Genomic DNA, 25,961 nt, shown 5'->3' with positions numbered 1-25,961 from the left:
AAATATTAATTATTTTGTTTCAATCACTAAATGCCCACTGTTAAGGAAAAATATTGTTACCATTAATAAATTTATTTAAAGGGTACCTTTTAAACTTTAGAAGTAGGTGATAGAGGTATGAGCGACTATTTGGATCAAGTAAAAGATGCTATAAGGAGTGAGGTAACAAAAAATGGCTTTAAAATAGAGTCGAGAGGCAAAAATTCGTTTGCATTAACTAAGGAAGGTGCTGACTTCATGATTGTTAGGGATTCCGATGAACAGGTAGAAATCTCATATAAAGGTCAAAGATATCAATACGATAAATATTATACAAAGCCTCAACATCTGGCTCAAGTTATAACTAACGTTATGAATGCCGTATTAGGAAAAGGTCCTCAAGCAGCCGAAAAGTAATTTTTAATTTTTATCTATAATATATTAAGTAATTTTAATTTCTTAATTTAAATACACTAAAAATAATTATAAAAAAATTTAATATCTTTTTGCTTTAGATTTACGGGTAGTTTTCAGGTACCTTTGCCCTGAAGAACTTACCTGTTTCAGGGCTCTTGAAAAGCCCTATTTTAACTCCCTTTCTGCTTTTTGGAGCTAGTGTCCAAACCTTTACGGGAGATAACTCAACTTCCTTACCAGACGATGGATCCTTTACCTTAACAGGTGGGAATTTTTCAGGCATACATCTTCACCTCATATTTTCTATGACTGATATTTTAATTCTAAGCTATTAAATGTTATTGGTATAAATGAGAAATTTTTATGGTTAATGATTAAACACCTTTAAACGTATTATTAAAGGATTTCTATAAAATTGGTGGGAACAATATCACTTTGATAGCTGTAATAACGTTTTTCTATAGGATGCAAGAAAATTGTGGAGCCCTTAATGGGTGTGGCGGGCCCGCCGGGATTCGAACCCGGGACTTCCGTCTACGGCAGGCTAGGCTGCTGCCCATGGTCTACGGGTTAAGAGCCCGCCGCTCTACCTGGCTGAGCTACGGGCCCATCCAGCATTTATTTCTAAGAACATCTATCTGCTTAATAACTTTATGCTTTTGTTCTGTTTAAAATGTAATTTATAAAGACAATTAAATCACATTTTTATAAAACATAAGCTTAAATATCGGTAAAAATAATTTAGAGTTTGCAAAGGAAGTTAAAATAATATTGATTAAAGAATGTTGCGAATTTCTTAAAATAGTTCTTTCCGTAAATTAATATAGACGCTAATTCGTCTTTTGTCTATAATTGGTTAGTCATTTGGCGAAGATTTTTATAGGAGTAACATAACCTAAAAACAAATAAGGTGTTGATAATTTGGCAACTCCAAAAGCTGGAATACATGGTTGGGGCGCCTATATACCAATTTATAGGCTCCCATTGTCAGATATTGCAAAAATTTGGGGATGGCATCCAGATCAATATAAAGGATTAGCAGTTGAATCTAAGGCAATTGCAGGTCCTGATGAAGACTCACTAACTATGGGATATGAAGCAGCTTATAATGCTATTAAGAGATCTAAAATAGAGCCTAAAAAAATAAGCGCAATATTTTTTGGTACAGAATCAAAACCATATGCTGTTAAACCTAGCGCAACAATAATTGGAGAGGCATTAGGAATTACGCCTTTCACTATGGCTAGTGATCTCGAATTTGCTTGCAGGGCTGCTAGCGAAGGTATGAGATCATTAATAGGTATGGCAGCGTCAGGACTAATTGATTATGGTTTAGCTATAGGAAGTGATACTGCCCAGGCAAATCCTGGAGACGTATTAGAATTTACTGCTGCAAGTGGGGCTGCAGCGTTTGTTATAGGTAGAACAAGCAATGCATCTGCAATAATTGAAGATTCTGTTACATTTGTTACAGATACACCAGATTTTTGGAGAAGAGCATCACAACCATATCCATTGCATGGTGAAGGATTTACTGGAGAACCTGCATATTTTTACCATATAGAAAATGCTGTTAAAGCATTGTTGGAAAGAAATGGACTAAAACCAAGTGATTTTGATTATGCTATATTTCACCAACCAAATGGAAAATTCCCTGTTAAGGTTGGTCAGGACCTAGGGTTTAATATGGATCAAATGAAAGATGGTTTGGTAACTCCAATGATTGGAAATACTTATAATGCAAGCGCATTAATGGGTTTAGCAAGAGTTTTAGATAAGGCAAAGCCAGGCCAAAAGGTTCTCTTAGCTCCTTTTGGCAGCGGAGCCGGTAGCGATGCATATCTTATTACAGTCACGGATGAAGTTGAAAATAGAAAACCCTTGGCTCCAACAGTTGAAGATTATTTGAATAGAAAGGTTTTGATAGATTATGCTTCATACGCAAAGAGCAGGTCTATAATTCATGTAATTAAATGAGGTGATATAAATGGTAGTTTATGTTGAAGGAGTTGGAATGACTAAGATAGATAGGCATTATGATTATAGCTTAAAAGATTTAGCGGCAAATGCAGCATTTGCTGCAATAGAACAAGCAGGAGGAGTTGATGGTATAGATTACCTTGTATTTTCAAGTAGTCTCTCATCTCTTCAGGATAATCAATTAGATACTGCCAGTTATTTGGCAACATCTTTAGGCTTAAGAGGAATAAGGGCCCTAAACGTTGAAGCTGGAGAAGCAAGTGGTTTAGCAGCTATCTCAGTTGCAAAATCATTATTAGAATCTCATCAAGCTGATAAAGTCTTGGTAATAGGTGCTGAAAAATTAAATGAGTTTGTAAGCTCTAAAGTTTACAAGCAATTACAAATGCTATATGATGGTGATACAAAATCGTTCTATAACATAGGTTTTGCAGGTGATGCTGCTATATTAATGAGACTATATATGGATACATATAATGTAGATAGAGAATTAATGTCTTATTGGCCCGCATTGATGCATTCTAACGCAAAAGAAAATCCATATGCTATGCTAAATTTTGCAATAAAGCCTGATAAGGTAGCAAAATCACAAATATTAGCAGATCCTATTACACTATTAGATTCATATCCATTAGGAGATGGAGCAGCAGCAATCGTTTTATCTAATAAAGATATGTCAAGTTCGCCTTTAGCTAAAATTTCTGCAATAGAGTCATCAACTGGTTACGGTTCTATAGAATTATCTGAAGATCCATTATTATTTGATTCTTTATCAGAGGCCTTTAGAAGGATATCAAATATAGCAGATACATCTAATTTAGATTTTATAGAAATCCATGATTCCTTTACAATAACTGCTATGATTATATTGGAAACGCTTGGATTGGCTAATCGTGGAAAGGCTGCTGAACTAGTTTCTACAGGTTATTTCTCTCCAGGAGGAAAGGGACCTCTAGCAAATCCAAGTGGAGGATTAAAGGCAAGAGGGCATCCATTAGGTGCAACTGGTGTTTATCAAATTGCAGAATCATCATTGCAAGTAGCTAACAAGTTCCCAGGGGTTAAAGCCAATAATGCTAAAAAGGGTTTAGTAGTTTCTCTTAATGGATTAGGTTCTAGTTCTTATGTAGCCTTAGTTGAGGGGGTGTAGGCTATGTCAATGGATTTATCTATATCTAGATTTTGGAGGAAAAAAGAGATAATATATAAATTAAATGGAGCTAAATGTAAGAGCTGTGGCAAGGTTCATTACCCGCCAAAAAATGCATGTCCATATTGTGGAAGCAGGGAACTAGAATTAGTAGAATTACCAAGGAGAGGGAAATTAATATCCTATACAACAATATACGCAATACCGGAAGGGGCGAGACATCAATCGCCTATATACTATGGATTAATAGATTTAGGAGTTACAAAAATAACTGCTGAACTAACAGATATAGTTAACGCTAATTCATTGAAAAAAGATATGGAAGTTGAAGCTACTTTAAGAAAAACACAAGAAGATAGGGATGCAGGTCTAATTTATTACGTACTAAAGTTCAGACCTGTATTGGTGCAAAAGTAAATGAATGTAGACGAGATATTAGAAAAACTTGAAAAAGGAGAAATAAGTATAAGCAGACTAGATCAAGCATTAAAAAGTTCCAATTTAGCAGCTCTAGTTAGGAGACTTTATTTAGAAAGGAAGTATAATGTAAAACTATCTGCCATAGCATCTACTTTACTAGATTTTGAAGATTTAGTTGGACATAATATTGAGAATCCGATTGGTGCAGTTCAGGTACCTATAGGTATTGTAGGTCCTTTAAAGATTAATGGAGATTATGCAAAAGGAGAATTTTTTGTACCTATGGCCACAACCGAAGGAGCTTTAGTTGCAGGAGTTAATAGAGGTGTAAAGACGCTAACATTAAGTGGAGGTGTAAAGACAAAAATTTTATATGATGGAATGGCCCGAGCACCATTAATATGGACTCCTAATGTAGAAGAAGCAAGTAAACTGTCTTTATGGCTAAAATCTAACTTTTCACAATTTAAAGAATTAACAAAACAAGTTACTAGCCATGGAGAACTTAAGGATATGCAAGTTTTTGTTGTAGGCAATATGGTTTGGCCTAGATTTGTTTTTAATACAGCAGATGCCATGGGAATGAATATGGCAACTATAGCTAGCGATAGAATATGCAAATATATAGACGATAGCTATGAAGGGCCTCATAAATGTGTTAGTTTAAGCGGTAATTTGTGTGTCGATAAAAAGCCTAGCTATTTAGATAAGTTGTTAGGGAGAGGTAAGTATGTTATAGCAGAATCGATCATAAAAAAAGAAATCCTTAAGGATGTGATGAGGTTAACTTCTTATGAAATCGATTACATAAATAAGTCAAAGAATTTGTTAGGTAACGCTGTTTCTGGTAGTTTAAGTTATAATGCGCAATTTGCTAATATTATTGCTGCTATATTTCTTGCTACAGGTCAAGATTTAGCCCAAGTAGTAGAAAGTAGCTTAGGTTACGTTTGGACTGAAACAAGAGGAGAGGACTTGTATATTTCAGTTACATTAACTAGCTTGGAAGTAGGGACTGTAGGAGGTGGTACATGGCTTCCTACTCAGAAAGAAGCATTACAATTATTAGGTATAGCAGGAGGCGGAAATCCTCAGGGGTCTAATGCATTAAAGCTAGCAGAAATTATTGCTTCAACTGCTTTAGCAGGAGAACTTAACTTGTTGGCTGCACAGGCAGCGGGAGAATTAGCGTCTGCTCACGAAAAGTTGGGAAGAACTAAAAAGTAAAATTTTATTTTAATTTGTTTTTTATTGTTAACCCCCCGGTTAACAATGGCTTAATTGTTTATAGTTAAAACAAAGTTATTAATAAATAGAAAAATCTAAAATTTCTGGGGGATAATAATATGGTCAGAAACGAAATTTATAATTTTAGAAACAAAATAATAGTAGAATCTGAGGATTTAATTCTTCCTAACAATAGGAAGATGTTTTTATTTAAAGTCAGATTTATACCAATTACTGTTTCAATATTACCAGTCTTTAGCGATGCAAAAGAAGTAGTTTTATTAAAACAATACAGACCTGCTATAGACAAATATATTATTGAAGTTCCAGCTGGAACGGCTGAAAAAGATGAAAACCCTGAAGAAGTAGCTATAAGGGAATTAAAAGAAGAAACTGGTTTAATTGCTGATAATTTAAAATTGATCACAAAAGCATATCTTTCTCCAGGATATTCTACTGAATATATGTATTTCTTTGTTGCAATTGATCCTAAACAGGAAAAGCAAAATCTTGATGAGACAGAAATAATTGAAACTTTTAGAATTAAAGTAGATAAGGCTTTAGAATTAATAAATAATGGTAATATTGAGGATGCTAAGACGATATTAATACTATTATATGCAAGAAATATTGGTATTATTTAATTAACATTTTATTCCAGAGTTTCTTGCACAACTTGATATACCATTAAATGCGTGTCTAATAACTTCATCAATTCTATTCGCTGCATTAATTATAATTGAGCTATTTTCTATTATACTTTTTTCGTCAAGGGGAACTGATATCAAGCTATTTTCTATTTTTACATTTATTTTATCTTGAGTTATCTCTATTTTCGTGTCTTTAATTCCTAACTCTATATAATCTAGTGATAATGCAAATCCAAAAGCATTGCTTCCCATTTTCCATAATTTCGTCTCAACATCATTATCAAGCTTAAATGTATTAGAGCAATCACTTGTGCATAGAACACCTTTATTTGTTTTCGTACAAGAGTTTTTATTTGAGCTTAGACATTCCACATATTTGCTTATTTCATTCATTTTGTTAACTAATGTTAATATATTTACAAGAGAAGTCGAACCTATAGCGCTTAGGCTTCCTTTTCTTGACATAGATTTCGATATTGATTCTAACCTGTTTATTAATTGTGATGCTTGCACCTTTTTTCACCTTTTCCTTATAGTTCTTAAGCAATTGGGTTTTATAAGTACTACTGTTTTTATATTTTTGCTATAATAAGATAAGAGGGTTAATATGTCGAAATGCAGCTGTGAAGAGAAATCAAAGATGGAGCTTATATCATGCTTGGCTCCTCCAGCAGGAGAATATGAAGCTCAAATAGATTTGGGTAGCAATAGAAAACTTATTATAAACTCTGATGGTATATTTCTAAGAACGTATTCTTTAGATGATTTTTTACCTTTTATTCAAACAAGAGATTTAAAAATAAAAGAAAGAGATTTGGATTTGTTTAAAATATCAATGAAAGATATGTTATGCTCTACAATAAATGCTTTACTTGATGCGTCAAACCATAGCTCAATCTATGCAAAAGAAAAAGTAAATAATTGTGCGGAATTAATTGGAGAATTAATAAATTATTGTAAACAAAAATAATGTTGATTAATCTCCCTTAACATATTCTCTTCCAATTAACTCCCTCGCAACTATATAACGCATTATGTTTTGAGAGCCTTCAGCACCTACCAGATAGGAAAGAACTCCCAATAGGTTTCTAAACACATTTGCTTCTTCTGTATAAGCATAACCTCCGTAGGTTTTCATTGTAGTTTCTATCGCTTGAAATGCGGTTTCTATGGCCATAATTTTTGAAGAGGAGGCCCAGTAATTTAGATCTTGTGGTTTAAATCCTGGCTCTTTTTTGATGAATATTTTGTCGGCAAGTTGAGCTGATTTATATATTAATAATCTTGTGGCCTCAATTTTTGATGCTACTTCTGCTATTGGAAAGCTAACCCCTTGGAAAGAGGCTATCGGTTTGTCATCAAACATTCTCCTATCTCTTGCATACTTGACTCCTTGTTCTAATGCCCATTGGGCAGCACCTATATTTGCTGCACTAACTAAAACTCTTGCTATAGAAAATCCTTGCATTGCCAAGTAGTAACCCTTATTTTCTTCTCCTATTAAATGATTCGAATCAGTTATTGCATCACTAAAATGAAGCAAACCCGTAGAAATTGCATGCCTTCCTATAGTGTTTAATATAGAATATTCTAAACCTTGAGTTATTTTACCATTTTTGTTCCCTATAAAGGCAAAGCTGGATAATCCTCTGTGTTTGTCCTCTTGCCTTCCTGTCCTTGCAATTAAGAACCAGCTTCCTAATTCCAATTGTTCTAAAGCTTCTCTAACTCCACTTATGTAAATTTTTTCTCCATTAATTTTATATATATTTCCCTCTCTTTTAGCAGTTGTTTTTTCTCCAGCAACATCGCTTCCTCCGCTTGTTTCTGTAGAAGCTATTCCAAAAAATCCTCTACCTCTTCCTACTAAAGGAAGTATTTCTTGCTTTGCTTCTTCTTTACCATACAAATACAAAATATAAGGCCAGCTATTGTTTAATAAAGTAAAAACAGCTGTTGCAACAGCTGGATCATTGTAGGCAACCTCTTCTACAGCTAGTGCAGCTAATAAGAAGCTTCCCCCTTGACCACCATATTCTTCAGGAACTGCTATACCAAAAAGTCCTTGTTCTCCCATCTTATGAATAACATCTGTTGGTATCTTCTTCTCGCTATCCATCTTTATCCATATAGGATTAAGCTCTTTGGATAGAAATTCGTGAACAGATTCCTTGAACAATTTTTCATCTTGCGATAAATCAAAATCCAAGCTTATTCACCAATAAACTTAAATACAGTTCCGCTTAAAATATTTATTCCAATATTACATTAATATCTATTATAGAACCATCGTCAATATTTAATACATCTCTTAACCTTCTTTCAAATATGATTTCTACTACATCTTTTTTATAAATAGTTATTTCGGGTCTTAAGATATAGGCGTTTAATGAATTAAATAACAAAATGGGATATGCGATTACTCTAGCATATTTAGTATTAGGAATGTTGGGAGGATCAATAATAATGACTTTAGATTTTGACAGACAGTTATTGAACTCTTCAACATCAGATATTAGCCTTGCATTTAATGTTCCAGGAAAAGGGGTAAAGCCTAATGCCTTTTTAATGTTTTTTGAGTAAATGCTAACAAAAAATTCTCCTTCATTTTTTCCGCTGAAAACTTCAGCTTTAAACGTTTTATTGCACAATTTACTCCCCTTTCACTCAATTAAGCTTAAATTAGTAATTAAAAATCTCTTAGAAGGAGGGCTAAAGGTATGAATAAGAAGGCATTGATATTGATTGCTTTGCTATTAGTATCTTCAATGTATATAATAGATATAGCTCAGGGAGCTTCTCTTGTTTACAGCATATCAAATACAAGTGTAAATATACAAAACCAATACTATCAAGTAACCTTTAATTTAACTAAAGGAGCATCAATAGTTAGTTATAATACATTAGTTCCGCAAGCAGTTCAATTAAACAGCTTAGAAGTCCCATCAATGGTGCTGTCTATTAATCAGACTCTGCCGGGAAGTCTATATAATCAACAATGGAAAGCGACTTTAATAAACAAAGGAGCAAACTATGTTAAAATATTATTTACTCCAACAAATTCAGGAAATATATCAATTTATGAGTTTGTTACTGCAAGTACTTATTATCCATATATAAGTTATAACATAATTGTAAATACAACAAGCAACAATTCATATATTAAAGATCTTTATTTAGGTATAGGAGGTATTTATTTAGGAAATAATTGGTCTTTTATTGGGTCAGAATTGGTAAATGGAATACCTAAATATTTTATTGGAAATGCTTCAAATAGCTATACTGGAAACTTTTTAAAAGTATTAATGTTGTCAAGTTCAAACAACAGCTATAAATCAATGGTTGGACTTAACTTTGTTACTCCAACTTATGCAAGCGTACAATTTTTAAAAGGATATCTCAATGGAACGCCAGCAAGTAATGGTGTTGCATATACTATAATTGATATCAAAAATATTAGCTTAGCTAGAGGAAACAGTTATGAAATAAGTTTTAACTTATATGATTCTCAATTTAATCCAGAACTGATAAGTTTAACAGACTCATTAGATATGGTTTCTCAAGTATATAATATAAGTGGTAATATAACAAATCTGATTAACTATAATAAAGTGGTAAGTTCGTATTTAAGTGAAATAACCTCATTAAACCAGAGCGTGAATTCCTTGACTACAAAAGTTGGGGAGTTGCAAGGCTTAGTAAGTTATTGGCAGGTTAGATATAATGAAACAAGTCAATTAGCTGGAAGCTATTCCTATAGATTACATAAAAGCGGTGAAGTTTCTATAGGGCTCTTCATAATAGGTCTTGTAATAGGTGTTGTAGGGGGAGCATATTTCTTAAAGCCTAAACCATCAGAAACCATTCCTGTTAAACAACAGAAGAAAGAAACAAAAAAGAAATAATTTATTACTTTGTTTTTAGAAGGGCTAATGCTTTACTTATATTCATACACTTTTCTATACTCCATACAGTATCTATGAACTGCTTTGCATTTCTTTTATATAATTTCCCTTCAGTTACCTTTAAGAACTTATCTACAACTCCTTCTCTGCTTAATGGGTTCTTAAAGTGACCAGGTGGATACGTGCTGCTTTCTTCTATGGTTCTTCCATCTGATAGCTTTATTGATATTGTGTTTTTAATTCCTGTTGGATATAACTTATCATGTTCTGGATCAACTTCTACTTTCATTTTCTTTAAAACTTGTCTTACATCATCGGCTAGATATCTGTTTTCATAGAAAGTATCAAGCCAAACTTTACCATCAAGGAGGGCAGCAGCAACTATATATGGCAGGCTGTGGTCTGCAGTTTCTCTAGTTTTAGGATCCCATTTTTCTGGATCCTTAGCGATTATGTTATATGAGACTTGGAAAGTCTTAACATTAACTTCTTTTATATCATCAGGCTTTAATGAACCTGTTTTTTCTCTAATTTTTAGAGCAGCATCTACTGCGCTCATTGCATGATATTCAACAGGCCAATATTTTATGCTGGTTTCTAGCAGTTTAAATGGCTCGTTTTCCTCTCCTCCCATTTTTGGTATATCAAACTTATCTCCATTTAATGCTACTTTGAAAAATCCATATTCCCCACTAAATATAGGTGATGGTCCCCTCATACCTCTATACGCTAATATAGCGGCAAATAATCCATTTCTAGATGCATTTGCCGCGGCACATCCTTTCCACATGCTAAGCTCTCCAGCTCTTGTTTGCCTTAAAGCTAAAGAATTTACTGTAGCAAGGTTTATAGCTTGCAGCATTTGATCTCTATCCAATCCAAGTACTTTTCCTGCCCCAACCGATGATGCTATAGCTATATACACAACGTGGTCCCATCCTTTGCTTCTTACACTATATGCATCTGCGAGCCTTGCTGTAACTTCATATGCTGCGACCATACCTTCTAATATTTTTTTGCCATCTGCTTTTGCAATTTCTGCTGCTGCTATAATTGCTGGTAGGTTATCGCTGGGATGTAATGCTTCCTTAGAGAGGTATGTGTCCATGAAATCAAAGAATCTAGAAGCGCAACCATTAGCGAAATCAACATGATCTGCTGGACCTGTTCTATCAGTGCCCCATATTGTGGCAGAAAGCCTTGAACTTGAAGAAGACTCGGCTACCCATCTAGCTATAGTAACAGGCTCTTCATTAAATGCTCCTATAGCGACACCAAAAGTATCTAAAATTCTTTTCTTTGCTTCTTCTATTACATTATTTGGAATATTTTTATATGAAAGGTTAACTGCCCAATTTGCTATTCTTTCTGATAGATCCTTATAGGAAGCCACTTATTCTCACCGCTATTATATGAACCAAATCTCTTATTAATATTTGTCGCTATCAGTTATCTATAATTGGGGAGAAGTTTGCTAACTTACAGTAAGTATCCATTTGCCATATCTTTAGATGATTATAGTAAAATTAACTATGGCTATAGGATTAATATAGAATCTTTACTTGAAAACAGCAAAATAGTTAAATTAGCAAGGAAAAGGTTAGAGGAAGCAATAACAAAAAAAGTCAGTCCTCTAAAGAATGGCGATTCAACAGACGATGAAGTTTATTCATTTTACCTTTCTCTAGCTGCAGTAAAAGCAACAAATTCTATGATCGCTTTGGATATATATGCTAAGGCTGAATCAAATAGAGCTAGCTATTTTATTGAGTCTGATAATGAAGAAAACCTAATAGCTTTAGGTGAATTTATGGGATTAAAAATAGAGAAAGAGCTAATAAAGATGCCTTGGTTAATTAATAATAATGGAAAGATCATATATAGAACTTTACCTTATTATGTTAGAATTAACGATTATTTAAAGATAGCAATTAATGCTCAAGAAAACCAGTTCAGATTAGTAAATTCTTTTTTATTAAATGGGAAAGTTTATTTAGATATGAAAATCCTTAAAGGCCTTCTAGAGGTTGGTGTAGAAGTAAAAATTAAAAACATTTCAAAAGATTTAGAGGTTGGAGAAGAATTCTCATTTTTTTCAAACGAAGTGTTAAGATACTTAAAATTAGCAGAAAACAAGATCCCATTAGGTAAAATTAATTATGATGCTTTCCCACCTTGCATGAAAAGTTTTAAAAATTTAATTGATAAAGGTAAAATAGAAGATGAAAGCCTTTACCAATATATAGCCTTCTTAATATCAATAGGAATCGATGAAGATGAGTTAAGTAATGTAATAGCTAATTCATTAGGTATTTCTCCTAATTTGTCAAGAAAGATTGCTAAAGGTTTCTTAAGCGTAGAAAATATAAGCCCTTATAGGTGCGATATAATGAAGAAGAAAGGTTTATGCCCTCAAGATTGTGGAGGTAAGCATCCAGTTCTTGTTTATAAGAGAAATGTTAAGGAAAATTCTAACAAATAAGATCTTCTTTAACCATTTTTGTTAATTTTCTCAACCTTCTATGCCCTTCATCTAAAGCATCGTTGGCTTTGTTTATTATTTCATTTAATGATTCTTTGCTAAAAACAAAAGTATCATTTATTTTTAATGGCATAGTTATTTGTACAGCGCTCATTAACTCAACAGTAAAAACATTGTCTGAGCTAGATATTATTCCACTGTGTTTAAACCCAGAAATTCTTGCTATGTTTAATATATTTAAAGCACAATCAATTCTTTCTGTTCTTATATGTATTATAGGCCCTGTAACTTTGAGCCATAGATCATTAAATGGCCTTGATATTACATTAGCTATATTATATATAGATATTTTTTCATGAGACTTATAAACAATTCTTGATTTATCTCTTTCCCATGGCCATTTACCTTCTATTATAGTTATTCTACCTAGGCAGCTGCTAGATGTACCAAATTTTTCTCCGTTTAGTTCTAATATGAATTCTTCAGCATGTGGGTCTAAATATCCTATTATTCTTTCTTGTTTTAATATTTCGTCAATTTTTTTCAACATAGACATCTACTACCACCTGGTATAATCTTGGTCCAACAGGCCTGACCTCTTTTGAGTTGATTATTTTATATGTTATATTATATTTTTCTAGTTCTTTTTTTGTTAATTCCTCTGCTTTACTTAGATATTCATCTTTTCTTGCGCTTACGTGTAAATACAAGTGAATATACCCCATTTTATCTATTGATGATATTGCATATTTGACATAATCCAAAGCTTTATCTGGTAAAGGCATTAATACCCTGTCAGAAGAATCTAGTAATTTTTCTTCTATAATTTCCTTTGCATCACCTAGATAAGGAACAACGATATCTTTAACTTTGTTAAGTTCGATATTTTCTATCATATATTTATATGCATCGGGATTTATGTCTATACTGTGAACAACCTTGGGATTTGATTTTTTTGCAATTATAATTGAAAATAAACCTGCACCTGCAAACATGTTTATTATTCTTTCTCCTTCTTTTACAAGATTTGCTATTCTTAGATGTTCATAACTTAGTCTTGGTGTAATGAATACCTTTTTTATATCAACCTTAAACATGCAGTTATGCTCTTTGTATATAGTTTCAGACCTTTTTTCTCCTGCAAGATATTTATAATCGCGTATTTTCAATTCCCCCATTACAGGAGTTGCTGCATGCCAGACACTTTTAACGAATTTATTTTTCTCTAAAATTTCGTTTGCTAATTTTTTGAGCTCTTCTTCATTTACATCATTAAATGGTACTTTAATTATAGCTATATCTCCTATGTATTCTATTTTTGGGTTTTTCCAAATCATTTTTGATCTATGAATTAATATGTTATAAAGCTTATTATATTATTGGTTTTATTTCATTTCTTAGGTAATCCCTTATTATTTCGTTAAACTCTTTCGGTTTTTCTAAATAGCATGCATGTTGTGTTCCTAAATATACTAGCCTCGAGCTTTTTACATTATCTAAAATTAATTGTGCGTTACTTATTGGTGCTATGTCGTCTTTAGTTCCCCATATTAGTAATATTGGCTTCCCTTCCATATTTTTTAGCTTATCCTTATAATTAATTATTCTAACCCCTCCTATGATTACAGCCCCTTTAATTTTTTCAGGATAATTTGCTCCTACTCCAGCAGCTGCGTATCCTCCAGAGCTTGCTCCTATGATTACAGCGTCTCTTAGTCCTATAGAGTTCATAAAATCGTTAATGAATTTATATTCACTGTCTTCATCATATATACCTTTATCTGATTTTCCTTGGCCTGGTGGATCTATTGATATTACTTTAAATCCTTCATTGTATATTGTATCATAAGTTCCTACATCTATCCATGTTTTTGCATTATATCTTATTCCAGGTACAAGCAAAACAGGATATCCATCTCCATCATCATAATAATTTATTTTCAATCCACTTACTCTAACCATTTTTTCTGTATACATACTTATCACAAAAATGAATTGTTGTTTGCAGGAATATTTAATTTTTAATTTAGGTTTGTTTATTATTGCAAGCATTAAATATATTTCTTTTATGTGCTACTTTAATAATTTATAATTTAAGTAACAATAATTTTTATTGTTAATCCCAGGTTAATAATGATTACAATGTTTATAATTTTTTGTTTCTTGCGTAATTTTTATAAATTTATAATTTAAGTAATATACCAACTGATAGGGAGAAAAGTATGTATGTTCAATACACGTTGCACGAATGGGTTGGAGTGCCGCCCGATATAGCCTTTACAGAAAATCTAAAGAAAGCTGTAATAAATACTTTAAGAAATGAGCTTGAAGGTCAAGCAGACCCCGATTTAGGAATAATTATTGCCGTATTAGATGCTGAAATAGAAGGCGATGGAATTCTGTTATCCGAAGATCCAAATGTTTATTTTCCTGTTAAATATACATTAATATCCTATGAACCCATGCAGTTAGAAGTAGCTAAAGGAGTGGTTAGAGACGCAAGAGATTTCGGTCTTTTCGTTAGTTTGGGCCCAATAGATGGTTTTGTTCATAGAAGCCAAATAATGGATGAAGATGTAGAATATATACAGGAAAGAAGAGGGTTTAAGGGAAAAGAGACCGGTAGGCTTATTGAAGCAGGAGACATAGTTAATGTTAGGATAACACAAATAAGCAAAGCATCCAAAAGATCTGGCTTATTTAGAATAGGGTTAACTATGAGGCAACCTTATTTGGGAAAGAAAGAATGGTATAAGGAAACAAAAATAGAGGGAGATAAAGAGCAAAAGCAATAAATTTATTTAATTATAAAATTTTAAGGGGTGTAAATTTTGGGGGAGGCAGTAGATTATAGTGAATTTTCTAAGATAGATTTAAGAGTTGGTAAAATATTAAGCGTAGAATTGGTACCAAATAGTAGGAAACTTCTTAAATTGATGGTTGATCTTGGAACTGAACAGAGACAAATACTAGCAGGCTTACAAAAATGGTACAAGCCTGAAGAGCTTGTTGGTAAGCTAGTTATAGTGGTTGCTAACCTTAAGCCAAAGGTTATGGGAGGTCTAGAAAGCCAGGGTATGATACTCGCTGCTCCATGCGGAGAAGATCAAAAACCTGTTATATTAACACCCTTAGAGCCTGTAAACCCTGGCTCTAAAGTATGCTAGGAAAGATTTATTGGGTTTATTTTAAATACAATATTGGGGCCTAGCAATGAAGAGGGTTTTAAGTGAAGAGGATATAAATGATTTCGAACCCACGCCTGGAGCTGGGCCCTGCATTGAGGAATTTTTTGGTAACAATGATGATATACAAGAAATTAATAGCGTCAGCAAAAACAGAGAAAACGATTATGTAGATGTATTGCTCTATTACAATAAAATTTCATTTTATTTAAGGCTTTTCAATGGGATTGATTGCCTTCATATAATGTATGGTGTTATAGAATCTTGTGAAGAGGGAGAGAAAGATTTTTTGATAAAACTTGCAGATGAGCCGGAGGTGTATAAAATAATAGTTCAAGGAAAATGCGTTAAGCTTATAATTCCCGCTATTCCATTATTAAGAATATATAAAATTATGGAAAAAGCAAAAATAAATTCAAAAGAAATAATAGCTTACAGATTTTCAGAGCAAGGTGAAGAACTTAATGAGTCTACGTTTCAAAGTTAATTCATGGCTAAGCAAAGATGTGTATAAGGAGTTACTAAATTTTTCTGATTTTATAACGAGGAAAGAAGGAATATCTATATTTGAGATAAACGAAGAAAAGATGAAAAATAACAAATATACTCCAATAGATGTTATTGAGAAATTAAAAGAACTCGAAGATGTAATAGATAAGAACGATATAATTAATATAGAAAATTTTTTTAAAGATTCTATAGGAGTTAAATTAGAATATGATGGAAAATTTATTATATTAAAGTCTAAGCTTTTTTTAAAGCCCTATTTAGAAGATTTTCAATTGAGAGGAAAATATAATAGTACCCACAAATATTATCAGTTTGAGCCTTTTTTATATTTTGATTTGAAGGAACATTTAGTTTCTAAAGGATTGATAGTTGACGATAAAACAGGTATATTTATTGATAATAAATTACCTAGGCAATTAAAGTTCAACGGGGAATTGAGAGATTATCAAGAGGAGGCAGTAAAGGCATGGGAATCTAATAAGAATAAAGGGGTAATAGTTTTACCTACAGGCTCTGGGAAAACTATTGTAGCTATAAATGCTATGACAAAGCTAAATGTACCTACCCTTATTGTTGTTTATACAAAAGAACACATAAGGCAATGGGAAGATTCTATAAAGAAGTTCACTGATGCAGGAGGCATGATAGGTTCATTTTATGGTGATGAAAAAACAATTCTTCCAATAACTATTACAACGTATCAAAGCGCTTTTAGAAATATTGATATATTTTCTAAAAAGTTCATGCTATTAATATTTGATGAAGCTCATCATTTACCAGCTGAGAAATTTAAGGCAATAGCTACAAAAATGCCCTCTCCATATAGGATGGGACTTTCTGCAACTGCAGTAAGAGAAGATGGAAAACACGAAGAAATATTTCCTTTAATTGGGGGCATAATTTATCAAAAATCTCCAAGTGAATTATCAGAAGAGGGTTATTTAGCGCCTTTTATTATAAGGAGAATAAGGGTCGAGCTAAATAAAGAAGATATGAATAAATATGATGAGCTAAGAAAGCTATACATTAATTATAGCAAGGGTAGAAGCTTCAATGAGATATTAGAAGCAGCCAGAAGGGGAGAAACGAATGCAATAAGGGCATTGAAAATAAAATCACAAATGCAACAAATCATACAAAAGAGCAGTTCTAAAATAGAAAAAGTTATTGAAATTGCTAAAAATGAACTAAGTAAAGGCTCTAAAATAATAATATTTACTCAGTATAGGGATCAGGCCGAAGAACTTGCTAGTAAATTAAATGCATATTTAATTCATGGAGGCATAGATGAAAAAAACAGAATAGAAACCTTATATAATTTTAAGAGTTCTAAATCAGGTATATTAGTGATCACAACAGTTGGAGATGAAGGTCTTGACATACCTGATGCAAATGTTGGTATATTTGTTTCTGGAACTGGTTCGAGGAGACAGTTCATACAAAGGCTTGGAAGGCTCTTAAGGCCTATACCAGGGAAAAAATCAGTTTTATATGAAATAATTGCAAGCAGGACTAGTGAAGAAGCACAATCTAAAAAAAGGAGAAGCGGAATCTAATTTTTTATTATAACTTAAGAAAACTAGCTTATTAGGGAAGAAAAGATTAGAGAGATTTCATGGCATCGCTAACCAATTTTGGTAGTTCAAAAGGAGTCTTAGCGACTTTTATGCCAACGCTTTCAAGTCTCTCAACTTTGTCTTTATATGTTCCAGAGCCAAGCATTATTATAGCTCCTGCATGCCCCATTCTTTTGCCTTCTGGAGCAGTTCTACCTGCAATAAATGCCACTACAGGCTTAGTGAATCTCTTTTCTTCAACCATCTTGGCAGCTCTTTCTTCTGCGTCTCCTCCAATTTCACCTACTATTATTAATGCTTTGGTTTGAGGGTCTTTTTCATAGTATTCCATAACCTCTGTGAAAGTTAACCCTATGACTGGATCTCCCCCAATTCCAATAACTGTTGATTGTCCAATACCGGCTCTTGATAACGCATAGCTGACTTCATATGTTAGTGTTCCGCTTCTAGAAGCAATACCTACTGGACCTGGAGTAAATACATGAGCTGGCATTATACCAACCTTAGCCTTCCCTGGAGTTATTGCGCCTGGGCAATTAGGTCCAATCACATTAACTCCCTTGGACTTTGCATAATTTATGAATTCAAGAGAATCATGAACAGGAATATGCTCAGTTATAACTACAACTAGTTTTAGGCCTGCATCTACTGATTCATAAACAGCATCTGCTGCGAATTTAGCTGGTACAAATATTATTGAGGAATTTGCTTCTGGATGTTCTTTAACAGCTTCTACTACTGTATCGTAAACTGGTACTCCGTGTACATTCATACCTCCTTTTCCAGGGGTAACACCTGCAACTATTTTTGTTCCATAGTCCAGCATAAGTTTAGTGTGGAATGAACCCTCATTTCCAGTTATTCCTTGTACAATTAATCTTGTATTTTCATTAACTAATATACCCATTTCTTATCACCCTTATTTACTAACTACAACTTTAACAGCTTCTATCGGATCATTAAAAGCTTCTATACCAGCTTTCTTTAATATTTCCCTTCCTTGCTCCTCATTGGTACCAGTTAATCTAATTACTATAGGTTTTTTAACTTTTGACTCGTTTAATGCCATTACTACACCTTTTGCTACCTCATCAGCCCTTGTTATTCCTCCAAACATGTTTATGAATATTTTTTTAGCCTTTGGATAATCAAGCAGGAATTTGACACAGGTCTTTACATGCTCTGCATCTGCTCCTCCACCCATATCCAAGAAGTTTGCAGGTTTCCCGCCATATTCGTAGATCAGATCCATAGTTGTCATTGTAAGACCTGCTCCATTACCTAAAACTCCTATGTCTCCATCAAGTTCAACGAAAGCTAGATCAAGTTCATGAGCTTTAATTTCATATTCAGTATTTTCTCCAAGTCTTTCTTCCTCAGTCTTTGCATAGTTTTCATGTCTAAATAATGAATTATCATCTATTGTTATTCTAAGGTCTAGTGGCAAAACTTTATCGTTTAGATAAGCTAATGGATTACTCTCGGCTAATTCCGCATCATATTCTATAAAGGCTTTGTAGAGAGTCGTCAAGAATTTTTCAAAACTATTTAATGCCTTGCCTGTAACTCCAATACTCTTACCTATGATTCTTGCTTCATAGCTTCTTAATCCTATAACTGTATTAATTGGATATCTCATTATGCTTTCAGGTTTAGTTCTTGCAATTTCTTCTATATCAACTCCTCCATATTTTGATGCTAATACTAAAGGCATTCTTAATGATCTGTCAATAACTATGCCAACGTATAGCTCATTTTCATGAGGTATAGCTTTTTCTATTAAAATGAAAGATGGTTTTATTCCTTTTATAGGAGTTTCAAATAATATTTGAGCAGTTTTTACGGCTTCATCGATTGATTTAACTAATTTAATCCCTCCTGATTTGCCTCTTCCTGCAACTAATACTTGGGCTTTAACAACTAATGGAGGTTCTATATTTGCCTCCTTAATCTTTTTTTCTATATCATCACCTTTTTTTATTAAAACGCTTTGAGGTACCTCAAAACCATAATTTTTTATTATTTCTTTCGCTTCGAACTCAAACAGTTTCAATCCTTTCACCTATTGTATCATGCTTGAAACTTAATTAAATTCTTTTATTAAGGTTTTTATTATATAATAATAGAACATGAAATTTCTATAGAAAAGTAAGAAAAAGAATATATAAGCGATAGACTTAACATTTACATTTGGAAACTATGGGTGTATATGGTGAACAGGAGACGTAAACAATCAGAGAAAGAAGATCTGTATAGAACAGATTTTCACAGACTTAGTTCATATCCTACATACAGGGATACAAACGAAAAAATAATGCTAAACCAAGGAGATTTAATAAAGGTAACTATAGGGAATATGGACGAAAACGGTAGAGGTTTAGCTTTATACAAAAATTACAAGGTTTTTGTTAAAGGTGAAGTGTATCCTGGAGATAAAGTCAATGTAAGAATAGAATCAATCAAAGGAAATACTATAATTGGAACAGTAGAGCAAGTGGAGGAGAGGAATAGTTGAGTAATAATGAGTGCAAGCCAAGCAAAGATTTTATAAGGAATATAGTTAATAATGTTGTTTCTGATTATTCTAGTAAAATATCATCAAATATTATAGAAGAAATTAAAAAGAAAATAGGTTATGCTGAGACGAAGTATAAATTTAGCATCTATGGTGGAGATCCCCAGAAAATAATTAATTATTTACAAAGTGAAGAATGGGGCGATTTAGTTTCTTATACAAGGTCTCTCCACATAGAAGATGTTTTAAAGACAATTTTAGAAAAATTATATAATGAATATAAGGGCAACTGCAGTAATGTTGCCGAATATGCAAAAAAACTTTCAGAATCTTTTAACTTTAGCCAAGAAAAAAAGGAAAACATAAGTTTAGATTCTATTATTAATTCCCTTAAATTATATGGTTATCAACCTGAAGTTATGGAAAATGAGGTTTCATTTAAAGATGGTAATGTAACAGTTAGAATTATAGTAGCAAATGGCTCCCTTTCTTATATCGTTTGCAAGGAAGGTAAAGCCCAAAACTTAGATACAATAATGGCAAGAACTAATAAGATAAAGGAAATATAATCATACTAAGATTTTTTATAATTTACTGCAATGGACTATTTTCTCTTTTGAGCAAAAAAGCAAAATCATCTTTACTAAAAGATGAGATTTAAAATATTTATAAAATAATTTATAAATAGGATGAAAGGTTTGGAGCCAACTGATACGTTAATAGGGGTTGTTGGTAAGACTAATGTCGGGAAATCAACTTTCTTTAGTGCTGCAACAGAAATTGAAGTTCCTATAGAAAATAGACCCTTTGTTACAATAGAACCAAATGTAGGTATTGGATATGCGAGAAGAAAATGCGTACATATAGAGCTAGGTTTACCTAAATGTGATGCATCTAATAGCGTATGTGAGAATGGGGAGAGGCTTATACCAGTAAAAATGATGGACGTGGCTGGTTTAGTTCCTGGAGCTCATCAAGGCAGGGGTTTAGGAAATAAATTTCTTGATGATTTAAGAAGAGCAGATGTTTTTCTATTAATTGTTGATTCAAGTGGTTCAACAAGTCCTGAAGGAGTAGTGACAAGACCTGGAACATATGATCCTGTAGATGAAATAAAATTTGTTGTGGATGAAATTGATGAATGGATATATCAATCTGTAGAAAAAGACTGGGATAAGTTTTTAAAGCAGTATGCTATTGGTGCGATAAAAGATCCGCTGGAAGAATTTTCGCAAAGGTTATCTGGATTTGGAATTTTAAAAGAGCAAATAGAAGTTGCTTTGGATCACTTAAAGATATCTTCTAATGAGCTATTTAAAATAAATAAACAAGACTTAAAAAATCTGTTAAAAGAAATTAGAAGACTTACTAAACCTATGGTAATAGTTGCGAACAAAATTGACATACCTGGTAGTGAAAAAAATCTTGAGAAAATTAAAAATACGTTTAAGGAATATCCTGTAATTCCAGCTAGCGCAGCAGCTGAATTATTGTTAAGAAAGCTAAGAAAAAAGAAGGCTATAGAATATATACCAGGAGATCAAGAATTTAAGATAAACCAGATAGAAATTGATAGTAAAACTAAAAGCGCGTTAGAATTAATTAAACAGAATATTATGGAAAAGTATAAAGGAACAGGGGTAGTACAAGCAATAAACGAGGCCTTATTTAATTCTTTAAAATTGATACCAGTATATCCTGTTGAGGACATAAATAAATATACAGATAAAAAGAATAGGATTTTGCCAGATGTAATATTAATACGCAAAGGCTCTACAGCAAGAGATTTGGCTAGTAAAATTCATAGCGATTTGGCTAAAACTTTTCTTTATGCAATAAATGCTAAGAATAAACAAAGAATAGGTGCAGGTTATTTATTAAATGAAAATGATGTCATAAAAATAGTTGCAACGGCAGGTAAAGGCTAAGAGAGTAACTTTTTTGCTTTGTTAATAGTACCGCTCGTCTTTATTGGTATTATTAATATGTCATTATTATCTATTTTTCTTAATAGAGATAACGAAGACAGAAGATAGTCAACATATATGTGTTTGATTCTTATTATACCTCTATTTGTCACGTTATTAAAATATATTAATTTTAAATAGGAATCCGCAAGATTTGTTGCCCCAAATAACTCTTTATATTTTTCCCTAATGGCATTTTCTAATAAACCAGGGTCTATTTGTTTCGATGTAGCTATTTCAAAAACTAAATATCTTTTTCTTGATTTTTTTATCTTGGACTTTTTTGGTATTATTATAAAGTTTTTTGATAATTTATTAAAATAATTTTTATTTAAAATATATGTGATGAAAGTACTAATAATAGTTGCAATAATAATTGATAATAGAATAATGTATAAAAAGTAAAAATTCATTACTTATTTTTACCTCTTTCTTGTTAATTTTCTCGCCTCTCTTTCCGTTTCTCTCAAAATTATTATATCTCCTATTCTTACTGCGCCCATTACATTTCTTGTTATTATCCTACCTTTATCTTTACCTTCAAGAATTCTAACTCTAACCTGAGTAACTTCTCCAGCTACCCCAGTTCTGCCTATTAATTGTATCACTTCTGCTGGATATCCTAACTCTTCTATTATTTGTGAGTCTTGAGAGGTTTTTTCTTTCTTTTGCTCGCTCAAATCTTTCACCTTATATTAAATTAAATAGAACCCTTAATAAACGTAGCTTTAATTTTTTAAAAATAAAATATATTTATTCTTTTTTGCTTTCTGGTAGGTAATCTATTGATTTTTTAGCTAATCTTAACGCAGTATTAAATATATAGCTTCCTACTTCTGCTGATAATCTAAGCTCATCATCTATTTCCTTTGATGCCTGTTTTAATCCTTCATATAAAAATTGCTCGGCTAGGAGTTCTATCATTGAAATTCTCCTAGAGATAAGTTTGTCTTTTGTTTTACCAATTTCTTTTATATAATTGAAATGATCTTCTAATGCTTGCGTTAGATCCTCTATACCCTTACCCATAACAGCGCTTGTCCTAACTAATTTAGGCGTCCAGCTTGAATCGCTTGATCCTATATCACCTTTCTCTAAAGCAAATGAAAGATATTCGTACGTTTTAGTTGCATCTTCTTTATCATCTTTATTTAATACGTATATGTCTCCTATTTCCATAACTCCTGCTTTCAAGGCTTGTATATCGTCCCCCGCTCCGGGCATTGTTACAACTACTATGGTATTTGCAATATTCATAATATCTACTTCTGATTGTCCAACACCTACAGTTTCTATAATTATTTTATCGTAGCCAAAAGCATCAAAAGCTTCAATCATAGTTAAAGCAGCTAAGCTTAAACCTCCTTTTAGCCCCTTTGATGAAATGCTTCTAATAAAAACACCGGGATCTGTTGCATGCTCTTGCATTCTTAGCCTGTCCCCTAAGAGAGCTCCCCCACTTATTGGACTGCTTGGGTCTATTGCTATAACTGCTACCCTATATCCTCTTTTTCTTAAAGATGTTATTAGTCTTGAAATTAGCGTGCTTTTTCCTGAACCTGGTATACCTGTAATACCTATTACATGTGCTTTTCCTGCCATTTTTGCAAGTTTTTCTAAAAGACCTTCTGGCATTGTGTAAGGGTTCTCTAAATAACTTAGTATTTTTCCAATTGATCTTAAATTACCCTTTGATGCTTTATATAGCAATTCATCTAAATTTATTTCTGAAACTGACAAATAGTTCAACCTCTATTTTTCTGCTTTTCTCTTTTCTTCTGCCAATCTCCTTACAATATCGACGATCCTGTTTAAACTTTCTCCTGGTAAAAAGACTTCCTTAACACCTATTTTCTTTAGTTCATCTACATCTATAATAGGTATAGTTCCTCCAACGACAACGGGTATATCTTCGGCTCCAGCATTTTTAAGTTCTTCCATAAGTTTGTTCATGTGATGTATGTGAGCTCCACTTAAGATGCTTACTCCTATTACATCAACATCTTCCTGTAATGCTGCTGAAACTATTTGTTCTGGGGTTTGCCTTATTCCTGTGTATATAACTTCAAATCCAGCATCTTTTAATGCTCTTGCTATGACTTTAGCCCCTCTATCGTGGCCATCTATTCCTAACTTTGCAACCAATACCTTATATTGATATTTAGTATATTGGAGGCTCAACATATGACCCAAACACCTCTTTTAATGTACTAATTATTTCTCCCAAAGTTGCTTTAGCTTTTGCTGCTTGCAATATATAAGGCATCAGGTTTACATCTTTTTCGGCTGCTTTTCTTAGCTCATTTAAAGATCTTTCCCACAATTCTTTATTCCTTTTGCTTCTTATTTTACTTATTCTGTTCTTTTGCCTTCTCTCTATTTCTGCTTGATCAAACTCAAGCAATGGCACATTTCTAATTTCATCTACTTGGTTATCTTCAAAAATGTTAACGCCTACTATATATTTTTTCTTCTCTTCCACTTGTTTTTGATAATTATAGCTAGCATCAGTTAATTCCCTTTGTGGAAATCCTTTCTTAACAGCTTCTAACATCCCTCCAAGTTTTTCTATTCTGTCTATATAATTCCAGGCTTTTTCCTCAATCTCATCTGTAAGCCATTCTACATAATAGCTTCCAGCTAGGGGGTCTATAGTATCTGCTATGCCTGATTCGTAGGCAATTATTTGTTGAGTTCTTAAAGCTATTTTAGCTGCAAATTCACTTGGTACTCTAAAAGGTTCATCGAAGCTATTTGTGTGCAAGCTTTGAGTCCCTCCTAGAACAGCTGCCATGGCCTCTATCGTAGTTCTAATTATATTATTCCAAGGTTGTTGTGCTGTTAAAGAAACGCCGGCTGTCTGAGTATGAAATCTCATCCACATACTTCTTTCTTTTTTAGCATGGAACCATTCTTTCATAATTTTTGCCCACATTCTTCTAGCAGCTCTAAACTTTGCTATCTCTTCAAAGAAGTTTATATGGGAGTCCCAGAAGAAGCTTATTCTATGGGCAAATTCATCTACATCTAATCCCCTTGAAATTAACTGTCTTACATATTCAATGCCATCCGCTATTGTAAAAGCTAGTTCCTGAACAGCTGTTGAGCCTGCTTCTCTAATATGATATCCGCTTACGCTTATAGGATTCCATTTTGGGAGATTTTTAACACTCCACTCTATTAAATCCATGCTAACCCTTACTGCAGGTTCTGGAGGAAATACATAGCTTTTTTGTGCTATAAATTCTTTTAAAGGATCATTTTGTGTCGTTCCACCAATTTTATCATAGGGAACTCCTTGCATTTCGGCAACTCCAACATAAAAGCTTAACAATACAGGAGCTGGGGGATTAATAGTCATGTTCGTTGTAACTTCTCCCATATTTATTCCATCAAATACTACCCTCATATCTTCAATTGTAGGCACACTCACTCCTACAATACCAACTTCCCCTTCGGCCATTGGATCGTCTGGGTCTATCCCAATCAATGTTGGGTAATCAAATGCCAGGCTAAGACCAGTTTCTCCATGTTCTATTAAAAACTTTAATCTTTTGTTGGTTTCCTCAGGTCCTCCAAAACCACTAAACATTCTCATTGTCCAAAGTCTCGCTCTATACATAGTTGCATGTATTCCTCTTGTAAATGGATAACTTCCCGGAAATCCTAACTTAGAATTATAATCAAAGTCCTCCAAATCTGCAGGCGTGTACAAAATTTTTATTGGTATGTTACTTAGATTAGTAAACTCCTTTTCACGCTCTGGTACTTGTTTTATCCAATTTTGGAGAGTTTCTTTTTCCCATTTCTCTAAAGAGTTTTTAATCTCATTTAGTGACTTTTTATCGTATAAATTACCCATTACTCTCCCCATATTTGAATCGTATTACGAAAGTTTTATAATTATTTATGAACTTAATATATATGTGCATCATAAGAGGGATACAGTATATTTCATTAAGAAAATTAAATAAGGTTCTAAAATCAAAATAAAGCG

Annotated in this window: 31 protein-coding genes and 1 tRNA gene; 16 read left to right on the top strand and 16 right to left on the bottom strand. The window is 32.8% G+C overall.

Annotated elements, in window-relative coordinates; translation table 11 throughout:
* Positions 1-117 precede the first annotated feature (117 nt).
* Positions 118-396, top strand: coding sequence for a hypothetical protein (locus ACP5GV_RS02995; protein WP_292320606.1), 279 nt, complete (start codon positions 118-120; stop codon positions 394-396).
* 100 nt (positions 397-496) lie between these two features.
* Here the strand turns inward: ACP5GV_RS02995 and ACP5GV_RS02990 are convergent, their stop codons facing one another.
* Both ACP5GV_RS02990 and ACP5GV_RS02985 read right to left on the bottom strand, forming a co-directional pair.
* Positions 497-679, bottom strand: a complete 183-nt coding sequence (locus ACP5GV_RS02990; RefSeq protein ID WP_292320604.1) for a chromatin protein Cren7 — start codon at positions 677-679, stop codon at positions 497-499.
* A gap of 214 nt (positions 680-893) precedes the next feature.
* Positions 894-1,005 (bottom strand) — tRNA-Lys (locus ACP5GV_RS02985).
* Between the two features lie 312 nt (positions 1,006-1,317).
* On the opposite strand from ACP5GV_RS02985, the gene ACP5GV_RS02980 reads away from it, so the two are divergent.
* The 5 genes from ACP5GV_RS02980 (at position 1,318) to ACP5GV_RS02960 (ending at position 5,817) form a co-directional block, all read left to right on the top strand.
* Entirely contained in the window at positions 1,318-2,373 is a 1,056-nt protein-coding gene (locus tag ACP5GV_RS02980) for a hydroxymethylglutaryl-CoA synthase (RefSeq protein ID WP_428068373.1), read from the top strand.
* A gap of 10 nt (positions 2,374-2,383) precedes the next feature.
* Positions 2,384-3,526, top strand: a complete 1,143-nt coding sequence (locus tag ACP5GV_RS02975; RefSeq protein ID WP_428102176.1) for a thiolase family protein — start codon at positions 2,384-2,386, stop codon at positions 3,524-3,526.
* Between the two features lie 3 nt (positions 3,527-3,529).
* The gene (locus ACP5GV_RS02970; protein WP_292320598.1) at positions 3,530-3,943 is read left to right on the top strand and encodes a Zn-ribbon domain-containing OB-fold protein; all 414 of its coding nucleotides are present in this window, start codon (positions 3,530-3,532) and stop codon (positions 3,941-3,943) included.
* Entirely contained in the window at positions 3,944-5,173 is a 1,230-nt protein-coding gene (locus ACP5GV_RS02965) for a hydroxymethylglutaryl-CoA reductase (RefSeq protein ID WP_428068370.1), read from the top strand.
* A gap of 119 nt (positions 5,174-5,292) precedes the next feature.
* Positions 5,293-5,817 carry an NUDIX hydrolase gene (locus tag ACP5GV_RS02960; RefSeq protein ID WP_428102173.1) on the top strand — a complete coding sequence of 175 codons (525 nt, stop codon included), beginning with the start codon at positions 5,293-5,295 and terminating at the stop codon, positions 5,815-5,817.
* Here the strand turns inward: ACP5GV_RS02960 and ACP5GV_RS02955 are convergent, their stop codons facing one another.
* Entirely contained in the window at positions 5,818-6,336 is a 519-nt protein-coding gene (locus ACP5GV_RS02955) for a hypothetical protein (RefSeq protein ID WP_428102171.1), read from the bottom strand.
* A gap of 94 nt (positions 6,337-6,430) precedes the next feature.
* Here ACP5GV_RS02955 and ACP5GV_RS02950 point away from each other — a divergent pair, with 94 nt between their 5' ends.
* The gene (locus ACP5GV_RS02950) at positions 6,431-6,793 is read left to right on the top strand and encodes a hypothetical protein (protein ID WP_428068365.1); all 363 of its coding nucleotides are present in this window, start codon (positions 6,431-6,433) and stop codon (positions 6,791-6,793) included.
* A gap of 6 nt (positions 6,794-6,799) precedes the next feature.
* On the opposite strand, the gene ACP5GV_RS02945 is transcribed toward ACP5GV_RS02950, so the two are convergent.
* Both ACP5GV_RS02945 and ACP5GV_RS02940 read right to left on the bottom strand, forming a co-directional pair.
* Positions 6,800-8,032, bottom strand: a complete 1,233-nt coding sequence (locus tag ACP5GV_RS02945; RefSeq protein WP_292320589.1) for an acyl-CoA dehydrogenase family protein — start codon at positions 8,030-8,032, stop codon at positions 6,800-6,802.
* A gap of 43 nt (positions 8,033-8,075) precedes the next feature.
* The gene (locus ACP5GV_RS02940; protein ID WP_428102169.1) at positions 8,076-8,474 is read right to left on the bottom strand and encodes a DUF120 domain-containing protein; all 399 of its coding nucleotides are present in this window, start codon (positions 8,472-8,474) and stop codon (positions 8,076-8,078) included.
* Positions 8,475-8,543: 69 nt separating this feature from the next.
* On the opposite strand from ACP5GV_RS02940, the gene ACP5GV_RS02935 reads away from it, so the two are divergent.
* Positions 8,544-9,728: a hypothetical protein gene (locus tag ACP5GV_RS02935; protein WP_428068361.1), complete on the top strand. Its 1,185-nt coding sequence runs from the start codon at positions 8,544-8,546 to the stop codon at positions 9,726-9,728.
* A 4-nt stretch (positions 9,729-9,732) separates the two neighbouring features.
* Here ACP5GV_RS02935 and ACP5GV_RS02930 read toward each other — a convergent pair whose 3' ends face one another.
* Positions 9,733-11,121, bottom strand: coding sequence for an MmgE/PrpD family protein (locus ACP5GV_RS02930; RefSeq protein ID WP_428102166.1), 1,389 nt, complete (start codon positions 11,119-11,121; stop codon positions 9,733-9,735).
* Positions 11,122-11,199: 78 nt separating this feature from the next.
* On the opposite strand from ACP5GV_RS02930, the gene ACP5GV_RS02925 reads away from it, so the two are divergent.
* Positions 11,200-12,210, top strand: a complete 1,011-nt coding sequence (locus ACP5GV_RS02925) for a hypothetical protein (protein WP_428068360.1) — start codon at positions 11,200-11,202, stop codon at positions 12,208-12,210.
* On the opposite strand, the gene ACP5GV_RS02920 is transcribed toward ACP5GV_RS02925, so the two are convergent.
* The 3 genes from ACP5GV_RS02920 to ACP5GV_RS02910 are packed head-to-tail and all read right to left on the bottom strand — an operon-like array spanning position 12,200 to position 14,187.
* Positions 12,200-12,766, bottom strand: a complete 567-nt coding sequence (locus ACP5GV_RS02920; RefSeq protein ID WP_428102163.1) for a tRNA-wybutosine modification methyltransferase TYW3 — start codon at positions 12,764-12,766, stop codon at positions 12,200-12,202. The genes ACP5GV_RS02925 and ACP5GV_RS02920 overlap by 11 nt on opposite strands.
* Positions 12,744-13,562, bottom strand: coding sequence for a class I SAM-dependent methyltransferase (locus tag ACP5GV_RS02915; RefSeq protein ID WP_428068415.1), 819 nt, complete (start codon positions 13,560-13,562; stop codon positions 12,744-12,746). Before ACP5GV_RS02915 ends, ACP5GV_RS02920 begins: the two co-directional genes overlap by 23 nt.
* A gap of 19 nt (positions 13,563-13,581) precedes the next feature.
* On the bottom strand, positions 13,582-14,187 hold the full coding sequence (locus tag ACP5GV_RS02910) for an alpha/beta fold hydrolase (protein WP_428102161.1): 606 nt from the start codon (positions 14,185-14,187) through the stop codon (positions 13,582-13,584).
* A 245-nt stretch (positions 14,188-14,432) separates the two neighbouring features.
* Here ACP5GV_RS02910 and ACP5GV_RS02905 point away from each other — a divergent pair, with 245 nt between their 5' ends.
* From ACP5GV_RS02905 to ACP5GV_RS02890, 4 genes are read left to right on the top strand one after another with little or no spacing between them, the layout of a single operon-like run.
* A complete protein-coding gene (locus tag ACP5GV_RS02905; RefSeq protein WP_428068356.1) occupies positions 14,433-15,005 on the top strand; it encodes an RPB7/RPC8 family DNA-directed RNA polymerase subunit in 573 nt (190 codons plus the stop codon).
* Positions 15,006-15,041: 36 nt separating this feature from the next.
* Positions 15,042-15,377 (top strand): methionine--tRNA ligase subunit beta, encoded by a 336-nt coding sequence (gene metG / locus ACP5GV_RS02900; protein WP_428068354.1) that lies wholly within the window; start codon positions 15,042-15,044, stop codon positions 15,375-15,377.
* A gap of 46 nt (positions 15,378-15,423) precedes the next feature.
* Positions 15,424-15,882, top strand: coding sequence for a hypothetical protein (locus tag ACP5GV_RS02895; protein ID WP_428068352.1), 459 nt, complete (start codon positions 15,424-15,426; stop codon positions 15,880-15,882).
* The gene (locus ACP5GV_RS02890) at positions 15,860-17,461 is read left to right on the top strand and encodes a DEAD/DEAH box helicase (RefSeq protein ID WP_428068350.1); all 1,602 of its coding nucleotides are present in this window, start codon (positions 15,860-15,862) and stop codon (positions 17,459-17,461) included. The genes ACP5GV_RS02895 and ACP5GV_RS02890 overlap by 23 nt, the downstream gene beginning before the upstream one ends.
* Before the next feature lie 46 nt (positions 17,462-17,507).
* Here the strand turns inward: ACP5GV_RS02890 and sucD are convergent, their stop codons facing one another.
* Both sucD and sucC read right to left on the bottom strand, forming a co-directional pair.
* The gene (gene sucD / locus ACP5GV_RS02885) at positions 17,508-18,389 is read right to left on the bottom strand and encodes a succinate--CoA ligase subunit alpha (protein WP_292320568.1); all 882 of its coding nucleotides are present in this window, start codon (positions 18,387-18,389) and stop codon (positions 17,508-17,510) included.
* A 12-nt stretch (positions 18,390-18,401) separates the two neighbouring features.
* Positions 18,402-19,544, bottom strand: a complete 1,143-nt coding sequence (gene sucC / locus ACP5GV_RS02880; RefSeq protein WP_428102159.1) for an ADP-forming succinate--CoA ligase subunit beta — start codon at positions 19,542-19,544, stop codon at positions 18,402-18,404.
* Between the two features lie 150 nt (positions 19,545-19,694).
* On the opposite strand from sucC, the gene ACP5GV_RS02875 reads away from it, so the two are divergent.
* The 3 genes from ACP5GV_RS02875 (at position 19,695) to ACP5GV_RS02865 (ending at position 21,925) form a co-directional block, all read left to right on the top strand.
* Positions 19,695-19,997, top strand: a complete 303-nt coding sequence (locus ACP5GV_RS02875) for a TRAM domain-containing protein (protein ID WP_292320564.1) — start codon at positions 19,695-19,697, stop codon at positions 19,995-19,997.
* A complete protein-coding gene (locus tag ACP5GV_RS02870) occupies positions 19,994-20,566 on the top strand; it encodes a hypothetical protein (protein ID WP_428068346.1) in 573 nt (190 codons plus the stop codon). The genes ACP5GV_RS02875 and ACP5GV_RS02870 overlap by 4 nt, the downstream gene beginning before the upstream one ends.
* 129 nt (positions 20,567-20,695) lie before the next feature.
* Positions 20,696-21,925: a redox-regulated ATPase YchF gene (locus ACP5GV_RS02865; protein ID WP_428102157.1), complete on the top strand. Its 1,230-nt coding sequence runs from the start codon at positions 20,696-20,698 to the stop codon at positions 21,923-21,925.
* Here the strand turns inward: ACP5GV_RS02865 and ACP5GV_RS02860 are convergent.
* From ACP5GV_RS02860 to ACP5GV_RS02840, 5 genes are all read right to left on the bottom strand, one after another.
* Positions 21,922-22,377: an Rpp14/Pop5 family protein gene (locus ACP5GV_RS02860; protein WP_428068342.1), complete on the bottom strand. Its 456-nt coding sequence runs from the start codon at positions 22,375-22,377 to the stop codon at positions 21,922-21,924. The genes ACP5GV_RS02865 and ACP5GV_RS02860 overlap by 4 nt on opposite strands.
* 9 nt (positions 22,378-22,386) lie before the next feature.
* Positions 22,387-22,644 (bottom strand): 30S ribosomal protein S28e, encoded by a 258-nt coding sequence (locus ACP5GV_RS02855; protein WP_367117922.1) that lies wholly within the window; start codon positions 22,642-22,644, stop codon positions 22,387-22,389.
* Positions 22,645-22,717: 73 nt separating this feature from the next.
* Positions 22,718-23,704 (bottom strand): methylmalonyl Co-A mutase-associated GTPase MeaB, encoded by a 987-nt coding sequence (gene meaB / locus ACP5GV_RS02850; RefSeq protein ID WP_428102154.1) that lies wholly within the window; start codon positions 23,702-23,704, stop codon positions 22,718-22,720.
* 12 nt (positions 23,705-23,716) lie between these two features.
* Positions 23,717-24,148, bottom strand: a complete 432-nt coding sequence (locus tag ACP5GV_RS02845; protein ID WP_428068337.1) for a cobalamin B12-binding domain-containing protein — start codon at positions 24,146-24,148, stop codon at positions 23,717-23,719.
* Complete coding sequence (locus ACP5GV_RS02840) at positions 24,126-25,826, bottom strand: acyl-CoA mutase large subunit family protein (RefSeq protein ID WP_428102151.1); 1,701 nt, start codon at positions 25,824-25,826, stop codon at positions 24,126-24,128. The genes ACP5GV_RS02845 and ACP5GV_RS02840 overlap by 23 nt, the downstream gene beginning before the upstream one ends.
* Between the last annotated feature and the right edge of the window lie 135 nt (positions 25,827-25,961).

The sequence above is a fragment of the Caldisphaera sp. genome, from assembly GCF_049974385.1.
GTDB lineage: Archaea > Thermoproteota > Thermoprotei_A > Sulfolobales > Acidilobaceae > Caldisphaera.
The sequence above is the reverse complement of the archived record's forward strand: the minus strand, read 5'-3'. Positions and strand labels throughout refer to the sequence as shown.

What these genes read in the sequence shown, in the direction of transcription:
- ACP5GV_RS02910 (WP_428102161.1), bottom strand. Translation starts at nt 14,187, where the DNA reads ATGTATACAGAAAAAATGGTTAGAGTAAGTGGATTGAAAATAAATTAT.
- ACP5GV_RS02950 (WP_428068365.1), top strand. Translation starts at nt 6,431, where the DNA reads ATGTCGAAATGCAGCTGTGAAGAGAAATCAAAGATGGAGCTTATATCA.
- ACP5GV_RS02895 (WP_428068352.1), top strand. Translation starts at nt 15,424, where the DNA reads ATGAAGAGGGTTTTAAGTGAAGAGGATATAAATGATTTCGAACCCACG.
- ACP5GV_RS02960 (WP_428102173.1), top strand. Translation starts at nt 5,293, where the DNA reads ATGGTCAGAAACGAAATTTATAATTTTAGAAACAAAATAATAGTAGAA.
- ACP5GV_RS02970 (WP_292320598.1), top strand. Translation starts at nt 3,530, where the DNA reads ATGTCAATGGATTTATCTATATCTAGATTTTGGAGGAAAAAAGAGATA.
- ACP5GV_RS02845 (WP_428068337.1), bottom strand. Translation starts at nt 24,148, where the DNA reads ATGTTGAGCCTCCAATATACTAAATATCAATATAAGGTATTGGTTGCA.
- sucD (WP_292320568.1), bottom strand. Translation starts at nt 18,389, where the DNA reads ATGGGTATATTAGTTAATGAAAATACAAGATTAATTGTACAAGGAATA.
- ACP5GV_RS02920 (WP_428102163.1), bottom strand. Translation starts at nt 12,766, where the DNA reads ATGTCTATGTTGAAAAAAATTGACGAAATATTAAAACAAGAAAGAATA.
- ACP5GV_RS02965 (WP_428068370.1), top strand. Translation starts at nt 3,944, where the DNA reads ATGAATGTAGACGAGATATTAGAAAAACTTGAAAAAGGAGAAATAAGT.
- ACP5GV_RS02990 (WP_292320604.1), bottom strand. Translation starts at nt 679, where the DNA reads ATGCCTGAAAAATTCCCACCTGTTAAGGTAAAGGATCCATCGTCTGGT.
- ACP5GV_RS02995 (WP_292320606.1), top strand. Translation starts at nt 118, where the DNA reads ATGAGCGACTATTTGGATCAAGTAAAAGATGCTATAAGGAGTGAGGTA.
- ACP5GV_RS02840 (WP_428102151.1), bottom strand. Translation starts at nt 25,826, where the DNA reads ATGGGTAATTTATACGATAAAAAGTCACTAAATGAGATTAAAAACTCT.
- ACP5GV_RS02905 (WP_428068356.1), top strand. Translation starts at nt 14,433, where the DNA reads ATGTATGTTCAATACACGTTGCACGAATGGGTTGGAGTGCCGCCCGAT.
- ACP5GV_RS02935 (WP_428068361.1), top strand. Translation starts at nt 8,544, where the DNA reads ATGAATAAGAAGGCATTGATATTGATTGCTTTGCTATTAGTATCTTCA.
- ACP5GV_RS02890 (WP_428068350.1), top strand. Translation starts at nt 15,860, where the DNA reads ATGAGTCTACGTTTCAAAGTTAATTCATGGCTAAGCAAAGATGTGTAT.
- ACP5GV_RS02860 (WP_428068342.1), bottom strand. Translation starts at nt 22,377, where the DNA reads ATGAATTTTTACTTTTTATACATTATTCTATTATCAATTATTATTGCA.
- ACP5GV_RS02975 (WP_428102176.1), top strand. Translation starts at nt 2,384, where the DNA reads ATGGTAGTTTATGTTGAAGGAGTTGGAATGACTAAGATAGATAGGCAT.